This window comes from Pseudomonas reidholzensis (assembly GCF_900536025.1).
GTDB classification, from domain to species: Bacteria; Pseudomonadota; Gammaproteobacteria; order Pseudomonadales; family Pseudomonadaceae; genus Aquipseudomonas; species Aquipseudomonas reidholzensis.
In genome coordinates this window covers 26201-43345 of sequence record NZ_UNOZ01000033.1, presented here as the reverse complement: position 1 = coordinate 43345, position 17145 = coordinate 26201, and the positions used below count along the sequence as shown (strand labels likewise).

Below are 17145 nucleotides of genomic sequence, written 5' to 3'. Positions count from 1 at the left end.
CTCCTACAGGTTTCTCGCCGACCTTGAAGGGTGCGCGGTCCCTGTGGGAGCGGGTTCACCCGCGAAACAGGCGCTGCGGATAGCACTGACAAGAACGGGGCCTCGCGGCCCCGTTTGTCGTTACAGGTAGTAAGCCTTCAGCGGCGGGAAGCCGTTGAACTCCACTGCGCTGTAGCTGGTGGTGTAGGCACCGGTCGACAGCCAGTACATACGGTCACCGATCGCCAGGTTCAGTGGCAGGCCGTACTTGTAGTGCTCGTACATGATGTCGGCGCTGTCGCAGGTCGGGCCGGCGATCACCACCTCTTCCATCTCGCCTTTCTTCTCGGTCCAGATCGGGAACTTGATCGACTCGTCCATGGTTTCGATCAGGCCGGAGAACTTGCCCACGTCGGTGTACACCCAACGCTCGACGGCGGTGCGCGACTTGCGTGCGACCAGCACCACTTCGCTGACCAGGATGCCGGCGTTGGCGATCAGCGAACGGCCTGGCTCGAGGATGATTTCCGGCAGGTCGTCACCGAAGTCTTCCTTGAGGAAGCGGATGATCTCTTCGGCGTAGGTTTCCAGGCTGTTGGTACGGGTGATGTAGTTGGCCGGGAAGCCGCCACCCATGTTGATCAGCTTGAGGACGATGCCGTCTTCTTCCTTGAGGCGCTCGAAGATCACCTTGACCTTGGCGATGGCCGCGTCCCAGACGCTGATGTCGCGCTGCTGCGAGCCAACGTGGAAGGAGATGCCGTACGGCACCAGGCCCAGGTCACGGGCCAGGATCAGCAGGTCCATGGCCATGTCGGTCTGGCAGCCGAACTTGCGCGACAGGGGCCAGTCGGCCGTGGTCGAGCCTTCGGTGAGGATACGTACGTAAACCTTGGAGCCCGGCGCGGCCTTGGCGATGTTGCGCAGGTCGGCTTCGGAGTCGGTGGCGAACAGGCGCACGCCCTTCTCGAAGAAGTAGCGGATGTCCTTGGACTTCTTGATGGTGTTGCCGTAGCTGATGCGGTCGGCGCTGACGCCCTCGTTCATCACCTTGTCGAGCTCGTAGATCGAGGCGATGTCGAAGCTCGAACCCTTGTCCTTGAGCAGGTTGATGATCTCCACGGCAGGGTTGGCCTTGACCGCGTAGTAGACCTTGGCGAACTCGAAACCGGCGCGCAGGTCGTCATAGGCCTGGCTGATCATCTGGGTATCGATCAGGACGAACGGGGTTTCTTGCTTGTCGGCGAACGCCTTCATCTTCTGGAAGGTGTCGCGTGCGAAATAGTCTTCTACCTGGATCGACATGCTCAGGGACTCCATGGGCAAACTGAAAAAGAAAGTGGCTGCAAACTGAACGCCCTCCGTATCCCCACTTTGGTTCGCCTACTTCCCAAGGCATGTCGCCGAAAGCAAAAAGGTCAACCGTGCCCGTGGAGCGGAGCGGCGGGTGACCTTGCTGTCTCGTCGTCAGTACTTGAGCCGGATGGATCGTTTCCAGCATGGACGTTCGGCGCGCACTTTAGGACGTGAACCAAGCAAGATCAACAGGCAATCCCGACCTGTTCGTCGTGGATCGACGACCAGGCACTTGAATAACCGACTCATGTGACCGGCAGATGTTCCTGCGCAGGCCGCTAACGTAAAAAATTGTGGAATAGGCGGGGATCTGGCTGCGATCCACTGAGAGCTTCGTTCTTTGCACAAAGGGCGAATTTCCCTTGTGAAAGTCCCGTAGATGGTGCGAGCGACCGTTTGTCGGTGGTTTTGCGCAGCCGGCAGATTGGCCCCGGGTGTTCATATTTATGGCCACGTCCGCGCGCTGAAATCAGCGATGAAATTCGCCATAAATTTTTTGTTACGGCTACCCGGATGGGGCGATTGGTCGGCTGGGGAATATGCCGATTGCTCGTCTCGATGAGAAGCATTACCATTCGCGACCTTCTCTTGCCTCCCTGACGACCTCGATCGTGTCCGGACCCAAAGGCTTTCTCGACCACTACCATGAGCTGATCGGCACCTGGACGCGCAAACTGCGCAATCGCCAGCAGGCCGAGGACCTCACCCATGATGCCTTCGTGCGGGTCCTGGAAAACCCGCCCGAGGCGGTCGAGCAGCCGCGTGCCTACCTCCACCAGACCGCGCGCAATATCGCTGTCGACGGTTTCCGTCGCGAAGACCGTCGCCAGGCCCTGCAGCACGAGATGTTCGACAGCGGCGAGGCGGCGGGTGACGACCCGGAAGCCTATGTGCAGGCGCTGGAGCTGGCCGACAGGGTCGAGCGTGCGTTGGCCGAGCTGCCGCTGAACTGCCGGCGGGTGTTCATCTGGCAGAAGATCGAAGGCCTGACCCAGGCGGAAATCGCCGAACGCATGGGTTTGACCAAGAACATGGTCGAAAAGTATATGATCCGCACGCTCCGACATCTGCGTGAGCACCTGGATGCGTCGACCCGATGAGTCACGAGAACCTATGCATGAAACAGCACGGCGCTGATCCCGTCGCCGAGCAGGCGGCCGAATGGTTCGCCCGGGTGCAGGACGCCCCTGGCGATGGCGCGTTGCAGGCGCAACTCGCCCAGTGGCTGGATGCGCACCCGCGCCACCGGGCCGAGTATCAGTTGCTCGCACAGCTGTGGCAGGCCGCCGACCTCGTCCCACGGCAGCGCCTCGAAGCCCTCTGCCAGGCCGATCCGGTCCGCCAGTTGCCACGCCGCAGTGCCTGGCGCCACGCCCTGGCCGCCGGCATAGCGGTGGTCGCCCTCGGCCTGGGTTGGAGTGGCTGGCAGTATCAGCGGCTGAATGTCCATGAGGCTTACCAGACGGCGCCGGGTGAGCGTCGCCAGGTCGAGCTGAGCGATGGTTCGCGCCTCGACCTCAATGGCGGCACGCGTTTGAACGTCACGTTCAGCGCCGGCCAGCGCCAGCTGGAACTGACGGCGGGTGAAGTGATGTTCACCGTGGCCCACGACCGCGACCGGCCGTTCGTGGTGCACACCGAGCAGGGCAGCGTCACCGTCACCGGCACGCGCTTCGACGTGCGCCTGGAGCCACAGCGCACCCGTGTCGCGGTCGAGCAGGGTTCGGTGCGCGTGCAGGGCGCAGGCGATGCGCTGGCGCAACTGACGGCGGGCCAAGGCTCGCACATCGACAGCCAAGGCCAGGTGGCGCCAGCGTACCCGGTCAACGCTGCGGCCCTTACTGCCTGGCGCCAGGGCAAGCTGGTGTTCGACAACGCCACGCTGGCCGAGGTGGTCGCTGAAGTGTCGCGCTACCGCGCCCAGCCGCTGCGCGTGGCGCCGGGCAAGGTCGGCGCGCTGCGCCTTTCGAGCACCTTCAGTGTCGATGATCCGGATGCACTGCTACGGGCCCTGCCGAGCATCCTGCCGGTCGCGATCAGGGCCCTTGAAGATGGCTCCAGTGAAATAATCGCTAAATAGATTCAGGTTTTTTTTCGCTCGTTCGTCTTCCCCGCCAGCTGCAACTGCCAAGCATTTCCATTTGCGTGCGGTTGGCGTTCGTTCCGACATCCAGGATCTTTCGACGACGTGAAAAACAATAAACCTCAGCGCGCCCTGCGCTCCCTGGCGCTGGCCCTGGCGGTCGCTGCCGTGGCCACCCACACGCATGCCGAGCAGGCGCCCGCGGCGCTTCAGATCCCGGCCCAGCCGCTGTCTTCGGCACTGGCCCAGCTCGGCCAGCAGACTCACCTGCAGCTGTTCTTCAGCCCCGAGCTGGTGGCCGGCAAACAGGCCCCGGCGGTGTCCGGCACGCTGCCGCCGGAGCCGGCCCTGCAACAATTGCTGCAAGGCAGCGGGCTGACCTACGAGATGTCCCAGGACACGGTCGTGGTCAAGCCGCTGCCGGCCGCTGGCACGCTGACCACCGGCAGCCTCGAGCTGGCGCCCACCGACGTCAAGGTGGTCGGCGACTGGCTTGGCGATGCCGACCAGAGCGTTGTCCACAATCACCCCGGCGCGCGTACGGTGGTGCGCCGTGAAGCGATGGTCGAGCACGGCGCGATGAACGTGCGCGACGTGCTGCGCGGCATCCCTGGGGTGCAGGTGCAGGATTCAAACGGCACCGGCGGCAGCGACCTGTCGCTGAACGTCGGCGTGCGCGGCCTGACTTCGCGGCTGTCGCCGCGCTCGACCGTGCTGATCGACGGCGTCCCCGCGGCATTTGCGCCGTATGGCCAGCCGCAGCTGTCGATGGCGCCGATCTCCTCGGGCAACCTCGACAGCATCGACGTGGTGCGCGGTGCCGGCTCGGTGCGCTATGGCCCGCAGAACGTCGGCGGGGTGATCAACTTCGTCACCCGGGCGATCCCCGAGCAGGCCAGCGCCGAGCTCGCCACCACCCTCGAGACCTCGCGCCACGGCGGCTGGAAGCACACCGAGTCGGCCTTCGTCGGCGGCACCGCCGACAACGGCATGGGCGTCGCCTTGCTCTACACCGGGGTCAATGGCAATGGCTATCGCAGCAGCAACAACGGCAACGACATCGATGACGTCATCCTCAAGACCCATTGGGCACCGACCGACAGCGACGAGTTCTGGCTGAATTTTCATTACTACGATGGCCGTGCCGACATGCCCGGTGGCCTGACCCAGGCGCAGTTCGACCAGGATCCGTATCAGTCGGTGCGTGACCACGACTACTTCGCCGGCCGGCGCAAGGACGTCTCCTTCAAGTGGCAGCGCCAGCTCGACGACGCCACCCAGTTCGAAGTGCTGACCTATTACACCGACAGCTTTCGCGGCAGCGCGATCGCCGCACGCGACCTTGGCACACTGTCCTCGTACCCACGCAACTACCACACCTTCGCCATCGAGCCGCGGCTGTCACGGATCTTCTTCGCCGGGCCGACCACCCAGGAAGTCAGCGTTGGCTACCGCTACCTGAAAGAAGCCATGCGCGAGCAGTCGACGCGCCTGGGCCTGGTCGACAACGTACCGACGCCGATCGCCGGCTCCGACGGCCATGTGTTCCAGGACCGCAGTGGCGGCACCGAGGCCAGCGCCTACTACATCGACGACAAGATCGATGTGGGCAACTGGACCATCACCCCGGGCATTCGCTTCGAGCACATCAATACCGACTGGCGTGATCGCCCGGTGCTCGGTGCCAATGGCCGGCCGGTGCCGGAGAAGAACCGCAGCATCACCAGCAACGAGCCGCTGCCGGCGCTGAGCGTGATGTATCACCTGTCCGATGCGTGGAAGCTGTTCGCCAACTACGAGACCTCGTTCGGCAGCCTGCAGTACTTCCAGCTCGGCCAGGGCGGCAGCGGCGACAGCACTGCCAATGGCCTGGAGCCGGAAAAGGCCAAGACCTACGAGATCGGCACGCGCTATGACAATGGCGATTGGGCGGCTGAGCTGACGGCGTTCTACATCGACTTCGACGATGAGCTGCAGTACATCAGCAACGATGTCGGCTGGACCAACCTCGGGGCGACCCAGCACCAGGGGATAGAGGCGTCGCTGCGGTATGACCTGGCCGCGCTGGACCCGCGCCTGCAAGGCCTGTCGGCGAATGCCGGGTTCACCTATACCCGCGCGACGTACGAAGGCGAGATCCCAGGGTTCAAGGGCCGTGACCTGCCGTTCTACTCACGTCAGGTGGTGACTGCCGGGCTGCGTTACCAGATCGATCGCTGGACCTGGAACCTGGATGCCTATGCCCAATCGAAGCAGCGTGCGCCGGGTACCGGGATCAATACCGATGGCAGCTTCAACGGTGAGTACATCACCGAACCGAGCGCCGATGGGCAGTATGGGGATATTCCGGGATATGTGACCTGGCATGCCCGTGGCGGGTATGAGTTCGGGCCGCAGATGTCCAACCTGAAGCTGGCGGCGGGGGTCAAGAACCTGTTCGACAAGCAGTACTACACCCGCTCCAGCGACAACAATTCGGGCTTGTACCTGGGGGAGCCGCGGACCTTCTATGTTCAGGCCAGTGTAGGGTTCTGACAGCGGCGGTGCCCTTTTCGCGGGTAAACCCGCTCCCACCGGGTGGTCCCCTGTAGGAGCGGGTTTACCCGCGAAGGGGCGCAAAGCGCCCCCCGGCGATCAGGAAGCCACAGCCTCGGCCGGCGACACGATGCTGGTCTTCGCCCCACGCGAGCGACCCGAGCTGAGGTACGCCGCAATCGACTCCTGGGTCACCTCGCCGAGGAACACCTGCTCGGCATCCAGCACCGGCAACCACGCCCGGTTGAACTCGTACATCCGCGACAACAGAATGCGCAGGTGCTCATCGTGCGAGGCGGTGGCGTTGAACTGCCGCAGGAAGTCCGCGCAGGTCCCTTGCTGACGATGCATGTCACGCCGGCGCACATAGCCCAGCGCCTTGTTCGCCGCGTCGGTGACCACCACATAACGCCGGTCATGCTCATCGAGCAGCTCCAGCGCATCGCTCACCGGCGTCTCGGGGCTGACCGACGGGGCGTTGTCCGCGGCATCCTCGGCACGCACCAGCAGCAACCGCTTGAGGGTGCTGTCCTGGCCGACGAAGTTGCTCACGAAGTCGTCCACCGGGTGCGCCAGCAGGGTATCCGGATGGTCCAGCTGGAGCAGCTTGCCGGCGCGGAAGATGGCGATCTTGTCGCCCAGCTTGATCGCTTCGTCGATGTCGTGGCTGACCATGATCACGGTCTTGTTCAAGGCCCGCTGCATCTCGAAGAATTCGTTCTGGATCATCTCCCGGTTGATCGGGTCGACCGCACCGAACGGCTCGTCCATCAGCAGCACCGGTGCATCGGCAGCCAGCGCCCGGATTACCCCGATACGCTGCTGCTGGCCACCCGACAGCTCGCGCGGATAGCGCTGCAGGTACTGCTTGGGCTCGAGCTTGATCATGCTCATCAGCTCGCGGGCGCGGTCGTGGCACTTCTGCTTGTCCCAGCCGAGCAAGCGCGGCACCACGGTGATGTTCTCTTCGATGGTCATGTTGGGGAACAGGCCGATCTGCTGGATGACATAACCGATGCGCCGGCGCAGGGTCACTTCATCCAGGCCGCTGGTGTCTTCGCCATTGATCAGGACCTTGCCGGAGGTCGGCGTGATCAGCCGGTTGATCATCTTCAGGGTGGTGCTCTTGCCGCAGCCCGACGGGCCGAGGAACACGCAGATTTCGCCTTCGTTGACGGTCAGGCTCACCGAGTCGACGGCTTTGACGTCCTTGCCGTTGGCATTGAAGGTCTTGCTGAGGTTGTTCAATTCGATCATGGGCGAAGTCCTTCTGGAGTCAGGGCACGTTGCAGGGATTGCAGCAGCAGGTCGGCGACGATCGCCAGCAGGCTGACCAGCACGGCGCCGACCAGCAGCATCGACATGTCGCTGCGGCTGATCGAGGTCAGGATCAGCACGCCGAGGCCGCCGGCACCGATGGTCGCGGCAATGGTCATGACGCCGATGTTCATCACCACGGCGGTGCGCACGCCGGCGAGGATCACCGGCACCGCAATCGGCAGCTCGACCATGCGCAGGCGCTGGCCGAAGGTCATGCCGATGCCGCGTGCGGCTTCACGGATGCCCGGCTCGACGTTGGTCAGGGCCAGGTAGGTGTTGCGCAGGATCGGCAACAGCGAATAGAGGAACACCGCGGTGATCGCCGGCAGCGGGCCGAGGCCCTGGCCGAACTTCGAGTAGAACGGCAGCAGCAGGCCGAACAGGGCAATCGAGGGGATGGTCAGCAGCACCGTGGCACTGGCCTGCAACGGCCCGGCGAGTGTCGGGAAGCGGGTCATCAGGATGCCCAGCGGCACGCCGAAGAGGATCGCCAGGCTGACGGCGATGCCGACCAGGGTGATGTGCTGCCAGGTCAGTTGCAGCACTTGCGCCCAGTCGAGGTGGGCAAAGGTGTCGAACAGGCTCATGGCTGGGCCTCCGGCAAAGGATGCTGCAACGGATGCTCACGCAGGAACGCGGCAGCGACGGCGGTGGGGTTCTGGTGGTCGACGTCGACCTTGGCGTTGAGCTGGCGCATGGTCTCGTCGTCGAGCGTTTGCGCCAGCGGCTCGAGCAGCGCCGCCAGGTTGGGGTTGGCATCGAGCACGGCCTTGCGCACCACCGGTGCCGCCGTGTAGTCGGGGAAGTAGTGCAGGTCGTCTTCCAGCAGGGTCAGGTTGAACGCGTTGAGGCGCCCGTCGGTGGTGTACACCAGGCCGGCGAACACCTGGTTGTTGCGCATCGCGGTATACACCAGGCCGGCGTCCATCTGGCGAATGTTGGCGCGGCCCACCTGCAGGTCGTACAGCGCCTTGAGGCCGACAAGGCCATCGGGGCGGTTGGCGAACTCGGTGTCCAGGGCGACCAGGTGGTTGCGCTGCTGCTCGTCCCGCAGGACCTGGTTGAGCTGGCTGATGGTGCGCATCTGCGGGTACTGCTCAGCGACCTTGGGCGGCAAGCCGAGGGCATAGGTGTTGCTGAATTTCGACGGGGTCAGCCAGATCAGGTCCTTTTTTGCGTCCAGTTGCTTGACCTTGGCGTAGGTGGCTTCAGCGCTGGGCATGCGTTCGTCGACATGGTTGTAGGACACCAGCGAGACGCCGGTGTATTCCCACATCAGGTCGAGCTGGCCGGTTTCCTGGGCCTGGCGCGCGATGCTGCTGCCAAGGCCGCTGGTCACCCGCACCTCATAGCCGTTGGCACGCAGGTATTGCGCGGTGATTTCGGCGAGCACGGTCTGTTCGGTGAACACCCGCGCGCCGATGCGAATCAGCGGTTTTTCCGCCGCCTGGGCAAATCCTGCGAACAGCAGGGCCGCGCCCAGCAGCAAGGCGATTCTCTTGTTCATACGTTCCCTCTTTTATTGGGCCAGGCCACGTTCCAGCCAGCGCTTGCTGGAGAAGCTCACCAGGCCATCGAGCAGCAGCGCCAACAGCGCCGTGCAGGCCGCGCCGAGCATCAGCTGTGGCTGGTTGTTCAGGGCGATGCCAGGGAAGATCAGGCTGCCCAGGCTGTTGGCGCCGATCAGGAACGCCAGTGGCGCGGTGCCGACATTGAGCGCCAGCGCTACACGCACACCGCCGACGATGATCGGCACGGCGTTGGGCAGTTCGACCTGCCAGAGTTGCTGGCGCGGGGTCATGCCGATGCCGGTGGCGGCTTCCTTGAGCGAGACAGGGACGTTTTTCAGGCCCTCGTAGGTGTTGCGCACGATGGGCAGGAGGGAGGCGAGAAACAGCGCGAAGATCGCAGGACCGGCGCCGATGCCCAGGACACTCAGGGCGATGGCCAGTACGGCCAGGGGAGGGATGGTGTTGCCAACGTTGAAGAACTGCATGAAGCGTTCGGCTTTGTCGACCCGGTGCGGTCGACTCAGGGCAATGCCGGCCGGGATGCCCACGGCCAACGCCGCCACCATCGAAGCCAGCACCAGCACCAGGTGCGCTTGCAGGTAAAACCACAGATCGTCGCGATAGCGCGCGATCGTATCGATGCCGATCCAGTGGATCAGCAGGGCCAGGATGACGAGCACGGTGGCGCATCCCATCAGCCCTTTTCCGTAGCGTTCGGCCACAGGTGGACTCCTTTTTTGTAGTCGGCGAGCACACTCCCGTGGCGGCGGCCATTCCTGGCGTCAGGCAGTGTGTTCGCGAGTAGCAGCGTGGCGCCCAGCAGGGCTGCGCAGACACGCCATGAGCCAAGCCCCGTCGGGCTCGAAAAGCAGGTGTTACCAGCCCCGAACCGCAGCGGGTTGCAGGGGAGTGGACGTCTCCGGGGTCGCAAAGGTTCCCATCTGAAGCGGCATTTGGCCAGTGTTAATCACTGGGTGAGGTAAAACTTCGCACGAAAAAGCAGCGTAGTTATTACGTCTAGACGTTGAATTACCTGCTATCGAGCGGTTTGCACGAAAGGCAGTATTTCCCTTGAGAATTTCTCGATATTCGCTTGAGGGAATATTCCCTTGGAGGTATTTTTACCGTGTGGCCTATAGGGATGTGCTTGGAATTTGAACGTGCCGGTGAGTGATTGGATTGGCATCTGTCCAGAGGTAAAACATGTACAAGACACTTGATGATGTTATGAGCGAGCTTTCACCTGAGCGCAGGGCGAGGGTCGAAGAACATGGCCGTGAGCTGATACGCGAGGAGGCGACGCTGCAAGCGCTGCGCAGGCAGCTTGAGATTACTCAGGAGGGGATGGCAGAGCGTCTCGACATTCGCCAGGGCAACGTTTCGAAAGTCGAACACCGCAGTGACATGTTGATCTCGACGCTGCGAAATTATTTGGAAGCTATGGGCGGCAGGCTCGAATTGGTGGTTCATCTGCCGGGTCGTGCCCCGGTCACGATCGAGGGATTTACAGAGGATCCGGTTTCACGCGCCTGAATTTTTCGGGGCCGAAAAGAGGGAATCACTCCCGGTCGGTGCGCACTTTGGTCTCGCCTGCGACTTCAGGTATGATATCGCCCCTTTTTTCAATCCCCAGTCAGGCGATTTCCCATGACCAAACAGGCCGCCGAAGTCGCGAAGCGCCGCACTTTCGCAATTATTTCCCACCCCGACGCCGGTAAGACCACCATCACCGAGAAGCTCCTGCTGATGGGCAAGGCCATTTCTGTCGCCGGTACCGTGAAGTCGCGCAAGTCCGACCGCCACGCCACCTCCGACTGGATGGAAATGGAGAAGCAACGCGGCATCTCCATCACCACTTCGGTGATGCAGTTCCCGTACCGCGAGCACATGATCAACCTGCTCGACACCCCCGGTCACGAAGACTTCTCGGAAGACACCTACCGCACCCTGACCGCGGTCGACTCGGCCCTGATGGTGCTCGACGGCGGTAAAGGCGTCGAGCCACGGACCATCGCCCTGATGGACGTCTGCCGCCTGCGTGATACGCCGATCGTCAGCTTCATCAACAAACTCGACCGCGATATCCGCGACCCGATCGAGCTGCTCGACGAGATCGAAGCGGTGCTCAAGATCAAGGCCGCACCCATCACCTGGCCGATCGGTTGCTACCGCGACTTCAAGGGTGTGTACCACCTGGCCGGCGACTACATCATCGTCTACACCCCGGGCCACGGCCACGAGCGCACCGATGTGAAGATCATCGAGAAGCTCGACTCGGACGAAGCCCGTGCGCACCTGGGCGACGAGTACGAGCGTTTCCTCGAGCAGCTCGAGCTGGTCCAGGGCGCGTGCCATGAGTTCAACCAGGAAGAGTTCATCAACGGTCAGCTGACCCCGGTGTTCTTCGGGACCGCCCTGGGCAACTTCGGGGTCGACCATGTGCTCGACGCTGTCGTCGACTGGGCACCGCGCCCGCTGGCCCGGGTCGCCAATGAGCGCACCGTGGAACCGGTGGAAGAGAAGTTCAGCGGCTTCGTGTTCAAGATCCAGGCGAACATGGACCCCAAGCACCGCGACCGTATCGCCTTCATGCGTATCTGCTCGGGCAAGTACGAGAAGGGCATGAAGATGCGCCATGTGCGCACCGGCAAGGACGTGCGCATCGGCGACGCGTTGACCTTCTTCTCCTCCGAGCGTGAGCAGCTGGAAGAAGCCTTTGCCGGCGACATCATCGGCCTGCACAACCACGGCACGATCCAGATCGGTGACACCTTCACCGAGGGCGAGAGCCTGGGCTTCACCGGTATCCCGCACTTCGCCCCGGAGCTGTTCCGCCGAGTACGCCTGAAGGACCCGCTCAAGTCCAAGCAGCTGCGTCAGGGTCTGCAGCAGCTGGCCGAAGAGGGCGCGACGCAGGTGTTCTTCCCGCTGCGCAGCAACGACATCATCCTCGGCGCCGTCGGTGTGCTGCAGTTCGATGTGGTCGCCAGCCGTTTGAAGGAAGAGTACAAGGTCGAGTGCGGCTATGAGCCGATCACCGTCTGGTCGGCGCGCTGGATCAGCTGCGACGACAAGAAGAAGTTCGAGGAATTCGAGAACAAGGCGGTGGAAAACCTGGCGGTCGACGGCGGCGGTCACCTGACCTACCTGGCCCCGACCCGGGTCAACCTGGCGCTGATGGAAGAGCGCTGGCCGGACGTGAAGTTCCGCGCGACCCGCGAACACCACTGATTCAGCGTCAAGCTGCAAGCCTCGAGCGACAAGAAAGAGCAGACCGAGTACGGACCGGCTTTTCTTGCAGCTTGAGGCTTGCAGCTTAGAGCTGACCGCAGGTCTTCAATTACCCGCTTTGATGCTGGTCCAGATCCTCGTGCGAATCCGGTCGATCTTCGCCGGCATCGCCTCGAGCGCATACAGCTTGCCCATCACGTCCTCGCTCGGATAAATCATCGTGTTGCCTTTCATGGCCGGGTCGACCAGCGCGTCCGCCTTGAGGTTGGCGTTGGCGTACTGCACGTGGTTGCTGATGTTGGCCATCACCTCGGGCTGCAGCAGGTAGTTCATGTAGGCATAGCCGGCCTTCTCGTCAGGCGCATCGGCGGGCATGGCCACCATGTCGAACCACATCGGCGCGCCTTCCTTGGGGATCGAATACCCCACCTTCACGCCATTCTTCGCCTCTTCGGCGCGGTTCTTCGCCTGCAGCACATCGCCCGAAAAGCCCACCACTACGCAGACATCGCCATTGGCCAGGTCACCGGTGTACTTCGACGAGTGGAAGTAGCTGATGTACGGCCGTACCTTCATCAGCAGCTCCTTGGCCTTGTCGTAGTCCTTGGGGTCCTGGCTGTGGTGCGGCAAGCCCAGGTAGTGCAGGGCGATCGGTAGCAGCTCCGGGCCGTTGTCGAGCACCGCCACGCCGCAGCTCTTGAGCTTGGCCATGTACTCGGGCTTGAAGATCAGGTCCCACGAGTCGACCGGGGCGTCGTCGCCGAGCACCGCCTTGACCTTGTCGATGTTGTAGCCGATGCCGGTACTGCCCCACAGGTACGGGAAGCCGTACTGGTTGCCCGGGTCGTTGACCTCCAGGGCCTTGAGCAGCACCGGGTTGAGGTTGTGCCAGTTGGGCAACTGGGTCTTGTCGAGCTGCTTCAGGGCCTTGCCCTGGATCTGCCGGGCCATGAAGTGGTTGGAGGGGAACACCACGTCGTAGCCGGAGTTGCCGGTCATCAGCTTGCCGTCGAGGGTCTCGTTGCTGTCGAACACGTCGTAGGTCGGGACGATGCCCGACGCCTGCTGGAACTGCTTGAGGGTGTCTGGGGCGATGTAGCTGGACCAGTTGTAGATCTTCACCGACTCGGCGGCGTTGGCCACGCAGGCGGCCAGCATCAGGGGGGCGATAAGTAGCGTGCGCATGTCCGGTATACCTTGCTTGGTCTGTTGTTCTTGAAGGGGCGGCAGCGGCGATCAGCGGATCAGAAAATCAACACGTAGGTCTTGCGCACGGTCTCCTGGATGTCCCAGATGCCAGTGCTGTTGGCCGGTAGCATCAGTGCGTCTCCGGCTTCTATGAGCAGGGGCTCGCCACCGTCGGGGGTGAAGGTGCAGCGGCCCTTGATGAAGTGGCAGAACTCCTGCTGCACGATCTGCCGGCGCCAGCGCCCGGGGGTGCACTCCCAGATGCCGGTTTCGACCCCGTCACTGCGCTCGACGCAGGTGACCGAGGTCACCGCGACGGGGTCGCCGAGGGGCACGGCGACCGGGTTGGACTGCTCGAGGATGGCGCTGTCGGTGTGCTTGAACTGGGTGATGCTCATGAGCGGTGGGTCCTGTCTGGAGAAAAGGGCAGGTCAGTGCATGAAGCCTTCCATGACGTCCGCCAGGCCAGTGGCCAGGCGCCGTCGCCAGGGCGCGCTGGCGGGGTTGGCGAGGGTCCGGTCCTCGTGCACGAAACTCTGGATGATCGCGTTGTAGCCTAGCCAGCGGCAGGGCTCGGGCGGCCAACTGGCCAGGCTCGACAACGGGCGGTTGTCGTGCACCCAGGGCTGCCCGGTGAGGGCGTTGTGCTGGTCGAGGATCAGTGCGGCCAAGGTGCGCCCGCCGAGGTTGGTCGCGCCGACGCCCTCGCCGCCGTAGCCACCGGCCAGGGCGATGCCACGCTGGCGGTCGCAGAGCATGTGCGGGCGAAAGCGCCGGGCCATGCCCAGGTTGCCGCCCCACGAGTGAGTGATGCGCACGTGCTTGAGCTGCGGGAACAGTTCGCCGAACAGATAGCGGCGCAGCTCGATTTCGCTGTCGTTGAGGTTGAAGTCTTGCCGCAGGCGGCCACCGAAGCGGTAGCCGCCGCGCGCACCGAACACCAGGCGGTTGTCGGCGCTGCGTTGACCATAGGTGACCTGCCGGCTGCTTTCGCTGAACGCCTGGCCCTGGGACAAGCCGATCTGCTCCCAGGTCGACTCGGGCAGCGGCTCGGTGGCGACCAGCAGGCTCTGCACCGGTAACTGGTAGCGGCCCAGCGGCGGCAAGCTGGCGGCGTAGCCTTCGACGGCCGGCACGATCCAGTGGGCGCGCACCTTGCCCTGCGGGGTCTGCACCGCACCCGGCTGCATATCGGTGGCTGCGGTGTTTTCGTAGATCGTCACGCCCAGGCTTTCGACCACCCGGGCCAGGCCGCGCACCAGCTTGGCCGGCTGGATGGTCGCGGTGTGCGGGCTGAAGATCGCGCCATAGGCGTTGCTGATGCGCAGCTGGCCGTCCAGTTGCTCCGGGCGTAGCCAGCGGTAGTCGTCCTCGGTCATGCCCTGGCGGTAGAGGTCGTCGAGGTAGGCGCGCAGGCTGCGCTCCTGCTCCGGATAGCGCGCCGCGCAGTACAGCACGCCGCCCTTGCGGTAGTCGCAGTCGATGCCTTCGCGTTGCAGCACCTGCTGCACCTCGTCGGGGATGCCGTGCAGCAGGTCGATGCTGGCGCGTCGCTGCTGCGGTGAGAGCGCCGCGAGCATGCGCTGTTCACCGAGCATGTTGCCCATCAGCCAGCCACCGTTGCGCCCCGAGGCGCCGAAGCCGGCGGTGTTGGCCTCGACGATGGCGATGTTCAGCTGCGGCGCCTGGCGCTTGAGGTAGTAGGCGGTCCACAGGCCGGTGTAGCCGGCGCCAATGATGCACACGTCGAGGTCGAGGTCGTTGCGCAGGGCAGGGCGCGCGTCGAGCGGCTCGTCGAGCTGGTCCATCCAGAGGCTGAGGGTGCGCCAGGCTTGCATCGGGTGCGGCTCCAGGTCGGTAAAGGTCTGGGGCCGATCCTAGAGTCCGGGCGAGTGGGCTGTCTTACGTGCGTGCACGCAGGGAAATTTGCTTCACATAGGCCTTGGGTGACAGGCCGGTGTGTTCGCGGAAGGCTTTGTAGAACGCCGACAGCGAATTGAACCCGGCACCGAACGCCAGCTCGTCCATGGTCGACTCGACGCTGTCGTCATCCAGGCTGGCCAGCAGGTGCTGCAGGCGTGCCTGGTTGACGTAGCGGTAGAAGCTCTGGCCGAGCACCTGGTTGAGCAGGTAGGAGATCTGGTTGCGGCTGTAGCCACTGTCCTTGGCGACCTGCTGCAGGTCCAGCTCGGGGTCGAGGTAGGGGCGCTGGCGCTGGAAGTAGTGCTCGAGGTCCTGGGCCATGGTGCTCACCTGGCGCGGTGACAGGCCCAGGCGGCTGGTGGCCGGGCGCGCGCCGCTGCGTCCCGCCGCCGGGCTGCTCTGGCGCACCAGGGTGGCGTATTCGTTGACCCGCCAGATCAGGCCGTCCTTGACCGTGATGGCTTCGCTCGACTGGAACGCCGCCAGGCCATCGCCGCCCTGCACCGTGACCTGGTACTGGATGAACGCGGTGCAGCCGTCGACGCGGATACGGTCGCTGTGGACGATGTCTTCGCCGGCTTCGTGGGGCAGGCAGGCGCGTACGTAGTCGCGCAGGTCGCGGTAGCCGAGCACGCGGTTCTGGAAGAAGTCGTGATACTCGACCTCCGGGTGGTACAGCGCCATGACGCCGTCGAGGTCGCGGTGCTTCCAGCACAGGTGGTAGCGCAGCACCGTTTCGGCGGTGATCGGGGTCTGTTCGGGGCCGTCGGGGAGTTGGGTCGGGGTCATGGGTAGATAGTGCCGGGCGGCCTGGTCTGGGGCAACTGTCTGTGCGCATTGCATAAAACCCTGAGCCACAAGCGGGGTTCCGGGTGTTTTGCACGACTCTGCGGCAAGGCCTGAGGCTAACCCATTGATTTGCCTGCATGTCATTTTTTGACACAGTTGGCACAGCGTCTGCACCGGTTAGAGAGCAAAGCAAAAGGACCTGTTGCCCACAACAAAAGGCGCTGAACCATGATAACCACTGCCGATCTGTCCTCCACCGTCGCCGAGGCCCCGAACCGTTCGGGGGTGTCCTGGGCGGCGATATTCGCCGGTGCCGCTGCGGCGGCCGCCTTGTCATTGATCCTGATGATCCTGGGCGCAGGCCTGGGGTTTGCATCATCGTCGCCTTGGGCACACGAGGGTGCCAGCGCCAAGGCCTTGGGTATCTCAGCGATTGTCTGGCTGCTGCTCACGCAGATTCTCGCCTCAGGGCTGGGCGGTTATATCGCCGGGCGCCTGCGGGTGAAGTGGGCCAACCTGCACGGTGACGAGGTGTACTTCCGCGACACGGCGCATGGCTTTCTGGCCTGGGCCGTGGCGACGTTGGTGACTGCGGTGTTGATCGTGTCCACGGCGGGCACCCTGGCCAGTGCCGGTGCCCAGGCGGGTGCTGCGGCAGTGGCGGGTGCGACCACTGCAGCGGCTGCAACGGTCGGCAGCCAGGCGGACGGGCGCGGTGCTGATCCCATGGGTTACTACGTGGATGGCCTGTTTCGCAGCGAAGGGCCAGCGGCTGTCAGTGAGGATGCCGCCAATGCGGTTGCCGGGCGCATCTTTGCCCGTGCCCTGACCAACGAGGGCGCGCTCGACGCCAGTGACCGTGCCTACCTGGCGCAGCTGGTTGCACAGCGTACCCGGTTGACCCAGGCAGAAGCCGAAGCGCGGGTCGACCAGGTCTATACCCAGGTTCAGCAGGATGCACAAAAGGTCAAACTGGCGGCCCAGCAAGCGGCTGACACGGCTGCCAAAGTGGCTGCATGGACGGCGCTGTGGATGTTCGTGGCGTTGCTCTGCGGGGCGTTCTTCGCAAGCTTTGCGGCGCTGTTCGGCGGTCGTCAACGCGACCAGGCACGCTGGATCGACGAAGACGTGGGCTATGGCGAGCGTCGTACCGTGCATGCCAGCACTGCGCCGATCCGCTAACGGGTTAACTGACTAGGAGAATTATCATGCGCTCAATCTTGCTCTGGA

General features: G+C 63.8%; 15 protein-coding genes. 6 read left to right on the top strand and 9 right to left on the bottom strand.

Annotated elements, in window-relative coordinates:
* Nucleotides 1-120 precede the first annotated feature (120 nt).
* The gene (locus CCOS865_RS24145; RefSeq protein WP_119145605.1) at nt 121-1284 is read right to left on the bottom strand and encodes a type III PLP-dependent enzyme; all 1164 of its coding nucleotides are present in this window, start codon (nt 1282-1284) and stop codon (nt 121-123) included.
* Between the two features lie 662 nt (nt 1285-1946).
* Here CCOS865_RS24145 and CCOS865_RS24140 point away from each other — a divergent pair.
* The 3 genes from CCOS865_RS24140 to CCOS865_RS24130 all read left to right on the top strand — a co-directional run bounded on the left by CCOS865_RS24140 (nt 1947) and on the right by CCOS865_RS24130 (nt 5953).
* Entirely contained in the window at nt 1947-2435 is a 489-nt protein-coding gene (locus tag CCOS865_RS24140; protein WP_119145603.1) for an RNA polymerase sigma factor, read from the top strand.
* 17 nt (nt 2436-2452) lie between these two features.
* Nucleotides 2453-3415, top strand: coding sequence for a FecR family protein (locus tag CCOS865_RS24135; RefSeq protein ID WP_119145601.1), 963 nt, complete (start codon nt 2453-2455; stop codon nt 3413-3415).
* A 108-nt stretch (nt 3416-3523) separates the two neighbouring features.
* Nucleotides 3524-5953, top strand: coding sequence for a TonB-dependent siderophore receptor (locus tag CCOS865_RS24130; RefSeq protein ID WP_119145599.1), 2430 nt, complete (start codon nt 3524-3526; stop codon nt 5951-5953).
* A 99-nt stretch (nt 5954-6052) separates the two neighbouring features.
* On the opposite strand, the gene CCOS865_RS24125 is transcribed toward CCOS865_RS24130, so the two are convergent.
* From CCOS865_RS24125 to CCOS865_RS24110, 4 genes are read right to left on the bottom strand one after another with little or no spacing between them, the layout of a single operon-like run.
* Nucleotides 6053-7210: an osmoprotectant ABC transporter ATP-binding protein OsmV gene (locus CCOS865_RS24125; protein ID WP_119145597.1), complete on the bottom strand. Its 1158-nt coding sequence runs from the start codon at nt 7208-7210 to the stop codon at nt 6053-6055.
* Entirely contained in the window at nt 7207-7860 is a 654-nt protein-coding gene (locus tag CCOS865_RS24120) for an ABC transporter permease (protein ID WP_119145595.1), read from the bottom strand. Before CCOS865_RS24120 ends, CCOS865_RS24125 begins: the two co-directional genes overlap by 4 nt.
* Nucleotides 7857-8780, bottom strand: a complete 924-nt coding sequence (locus CCOS865_RS24115) for a glycine betaine ABC transporter substrate-binding protein (protein WP_119145593.1) — start codon at nt 8778-8780, stop codon at nt 7857-7859. Before CCOS865_RS24115 ends, CCOS865_RS24120 begins: the two co-directional genes overlap by 4 nt.
* Nucleotides 8781-8792: 12 nt before the next feature.
* Nucleotides 8793-9506 carry an ABC transporter permease gene (locus CCOS865_RS24110; protein ID WP_119145591.1) on the bottom strand — a complete coding sequence of 238 codons (714 nt, stop codon included), beginning with the start codon at nt 9504-9506 and terminating at the stop codon, nt 8793-8795.
* A 481-nt stretch (nt 9507-9987) separates the two neighbouring features.
* Between CCOS865_RS24110 and CCOS865_RS24105 the strand changes: the two genes are divergently transcribed.
* Together CCOS865_RS24105 and CCOS865_RS24100 are read left to right on the top strand one after the other, a co-directional pair.
* Nucleotides 9988-10317, top strand: coding sequence for an XRE family transcriptional regulator (locus CCOS865_RS24105; protein ID WP_119145589.1), 330 nt, complete (start codon nt 9988-9990; stop codon nt 10315-10317).
* 114 nt (nt 10318-10431) lie between these two features.
* Nucleotides 10432-12015, top strand: coding sequence for a peptide chain release factor 3 (locus CCOS865_RS24100; protein WP_119145587.1), 1584 nt, complete (start codon nt 10432-10434; stop codon nt 12013-12015).
* Nucleotides 12016-12120: 105 nt separating this feature from the next.
* Here CCOS865_RS24100 and CCOS865_RS24095 read toward each other — a convergent pair whose 3' ends face one another.
* From CCOS865_RS24095 to CCOS865_RS24080, 4 genes are all read right to left on the bottom strand, one after another.
* The gene (locus CCOS865_RS24095; protein ID WP_119145585.1) at nt 12121-13200 is read right to left on the bottom strand and encodes a polyamine ABC transporter substrate-binding protein; all 1080 of its coding nucleotides are present in this window, start codon (nt 13198-13200) and stop codon (nt 12121-12123) included.
* Between the two features lie 59 nt (nt 13201-13259).
* Complete coding sequence (locus CCOS865_RS24090; protein WP_119145583.1) at nt 13260-13601, bottom strand: cupin domain-containing protein; 342 nt, start codon at nt 13599-13601, stop codon at nt 13260-13262.
* A gap of 33 nt (nt 13602-13634) precedes the next feature.
* On the bottom strand, nt 13635-15041 hold the full coding sequence (locus tag CCOS865_RS24085; protein ID WP_119145581.1) for an NAD(P)/FAD-dependent oxidoreductase: 1407 nt from the start codon (nt 15039-15041) through the stop codon (nt 13635-13637).
* 64 nt (nt 15042-15105) lie between these two features.
* The gene (locus tag CCOS865_RS24080) at nt 15106-15915 is read right to left on the bottom strand and encodes an AraC family transcriptional regulator (RefSeq protein ID WP_119145579.1); all 810 of its coding nucleotides are present in this window, start codon (nt 15913-15915) and stop codon (nt 15106-15108) included.
* 228 nt (nt 15916-16143) lie between these two features.
* Between CCOS865_RS24080 and CCOS865_RS24075 the strand changes: the two genes are divergently transcribed.
* Nucleotides 16144-17097, top strand: coding sequence for a hypothetical protein (locus CCOS865_RS24075; protein ID WP_119145577.1), 954 nt, complete (start codon nt 16144-16146; stop codon nt 17095-17097).
* The last annotated feature ends 48 nt before the right edge of the window (nt 17098-17145 follow it).

Excerpts from the sequence above, each read along its gene's own strand:
- CCOS865_RS24145 (WP_119145605.1), bottom strand. The coding sequence starts at position 1,284 with ATGTCGATCCAGGTAGAAGACTATTTCGCACGCGACACCTTCCAGAAG.
- CCOS865_RS24135 (WP_119145601.1), top strand. The coding sequence starts at position 2,453 with ATGAAACAGCACGGCGCTGATCCCGTCGCCGAGCAGGCGGCCGAATGG.
- CCOS865_RS24125 (WP_119145597.1), bottom strand. The coding sequence starts at position 7,210 with ATGATCGAATTGAACAACCTCAGCAAGACCTTCAATGCCAACGGCAAG.
- CCOS865_RS24120 (WP_119145595.1), bottom strand. The coding sequence starts at position 7,860 with ATGAGCCTGTTCGACACCTTTGCCCACCTCGACTGGGCGCAAGTGCTG.
- CCOS865_RS24115 (WP_119145593.1), bottom strand. The coding sequence starts at position 8,780 with ATGAACAAGAGAATCGCCTTGCTGCTGGGCGCGGCCCTGCTGTTCGCA.
- CCOS865_RS24105 (WP_119145589.1), top strand. The coding sequence starts at position 9,988 with ATGTACAAGACACTTGATGATGTTATGAGCGAGCTTTCACCTGAGCGC.
- CCOS865_RS24100 (WP_119145587.1), top strand. The coding sequence starts at position 10,432 with ATGACCAAACAGGCCGCCGAAGTCGCGAAGCGCCGCACTTTCGCAATT.
- CCOS865_RS24095 (WP_119145585.1), bottom strand. The coding sequence starts at position 13,200 with ATGCGCACGCTACTTATCGCCCCCCTGATGCTGGCCGCCTGCGTGGCC.
- CCOS865_RS24090 (WP_119145583.1), bottom strand. The coding sequence starts at position 13,601 with ATGAGCATCACCCAGTTCAAGCACACCGACAGCGCCATCCTCGAGCAG.
- CCOS865_RS24085 (WP_119145581.1), bottom strand. The coding sequence starts at position 15,041 with ATGCAAGCCTGGCGCACCCTCAGCCTCTGGATGGACCAGCTCGACGAG.
- CCOS865_RS24080 (WP_119145579.1), bottom strand. The coding sequence starts at position 15,915 with ATGACCCCGACCCAACTCCCCGACGGCCCCGAACAGACCCCGATCACC.
- CCOS865_RS24075 (WP_119145577.1), top strand. The coding sequence starts at position 16,144 with ATGATAACCACTGCCGATCTGTCCTCCACCGTCGCCGAGGCCCCGAAC.